Source organism: Acidovorax sp. KNOB132, from assembly GCF_057541515.1.
Map to the genome: position 1 here is coordinate 1 of NZ_BAAJYT010000496.1, position 1,556 is coordinate 1,556.

The 1,556-nt window shown below is 71.3% G+C and carries 1 protein-coding gene and 2 pseudogenes; all 3 read left to right on the top strand.

All coding sequences use genetic code 11. The annotated features are described in order from the left end of the window. Positions 1–291 (top strand): annotated as a pseudogene (glcE, locus tag AC27IO_RS24070) (glycolate oxidase subunit GlcE); the annotation flags it as partial. A 4-nt stretch (positions 292–295) separates the two neighbouring features. Beyond that, positions 296–1,099 (top strand): YoaK family protein, encoded by an 804-nt coding sequence (locus AC27IO_RS24075; protein ID WP_284430315.1) that lies wholly within the window; start codon positions 296–298, stop codon positions 1,097–1,099. Between the two features lie 23 nt (positions 1,100–1,122). Beyond that, positions 1,123–1,556: pseudogene (locus AC27IO_RS24080) on the top strand (4Fe-4S dicluster domain-containing protein); the annotation flags it as partial.

Below are 1,556 nucleotides of genomic sequence, written 5' to 3' on the forward strand. Positions count from 1 at the left end.
CGCCCCATGCTGGCGCTGCCCGCCGGTGTGGCGGCGCCGCTGATCGAATGGCACGGCGCCCTGCGCTGGGTGCAGGCCCCGCCGGACGCGGGCGCGGCGCTGCACGAGGCAGCGCAGGTCGTGGGTGGGAGTGCTTCTCTTTTTGTAGCAGAAAAGGCAATCGGTACTAGGGCGTCAGGCCATTTCGATCCGGTATTGCCCGGCACGCTGGCACAGATCCATGCCCGGCTGCAGCAGGCGTTCGATCCGGCGGGCATCTTCAACCCCGGCCGGATGGGCCCGGGGCGGTAGCGCCATGCGGCTGCTGCGGCACCTCACCGGCCGGCACCGGACCCCGTCCACCAACCGGCTGCTCGGCCTGCTGCTGGCCTTCAACGCCGGGGCGGTGAACGCGGGTGGCTTTCTGGTGGTGCACCGGTACACCTCGCACATGACGGGGTTCCTGTCGATGGTGGCCGACAACCTGGTGCTGGGCAACATGGCGCTGGTGCTGGGCGCGGTGGGCACGCTGTGGGCCTTCATGTCGGGCGCGGGCACCACGGCCATCCTGGTCAACTGGGCGCGCCACCACCGGCTGCGCAGCGGCTTTGCGCTGCCGCTGCTGCTGGAGGCCCTGCTGCTGCTGGTCTTCGGGCTGCTGGGCGCCATCACGCTGGAATGGCGCACGCCGTTTTCCGTGCCGCTCACCGTGCTGCTGCTGGCCTTCCTGATGGGGCTGCAGAACGCGGTGGTCACCAAGATGTCTTCGGCGCAGATCCGCACCACGCACATGACCGGCGTGGCGACCGACCTGGGCATCGAGATCGGCAAGATGCTGTACTGGAACCGCAACGGCACGCCCCCCGAGGCGCAGGTGCACGCCAACCAGGCGCGGCTGCGGCTGTTCGCCAGCCTGCTGGCCATGTTCACCGTGGGCGGCATCGTGGGCGCGGCCGGGTTCAAGCACGTGGGCTTCATCTGGGTCGTGCCGCTGGCCGCCATCCTGCTGGGCCTGTCGCTGCCGCCGCTGGCGGCCGATTTCGAACACCTGGCCCGGCTCTGGCGCGCCCGCCGCGCGCTGGCCCAGCGCGCGCCGCACGCCGAGCCCCCCGGCCCCTGACCACCCCACCGCCGAGACACGCCATGCAAACCACGCTCGCCCCCGAATTCCAGGGCACGCCCGAAGGGCAGGAGGCCGAAGCCATCCTGCGCAAGTGCGTGCATTGCGGCTTTTGCACCGCCACCTGCCCCACCTACCAGCTGCTGGGCGACGAGCTGGACGGCCCGCGCGGCCGCATCTACCTCATCAAGCAGGTGCTGGAGGGCGAGCAGCCCACGCGCAAGACGCAGCTGCACCTGGACCGCTGCCTGACCTGCCGCAACTGCGAGACCACCTGCCCGAGCGGCGTGCAGTACGGCCACCTGGTGGACATCGGCCGCAAGATCGTGGACGAGAAGGTGCCGCGCCCGCTGGGCGAGCGCGCCCTGCGCTGGGCGCTCAAGGAGGGCCTGCCGTCGCCCTGGTTCGGCCCGGCCATGAAGGCGGGGGCAGGCCGTGCGCGGGCTGCTGCCCGAGT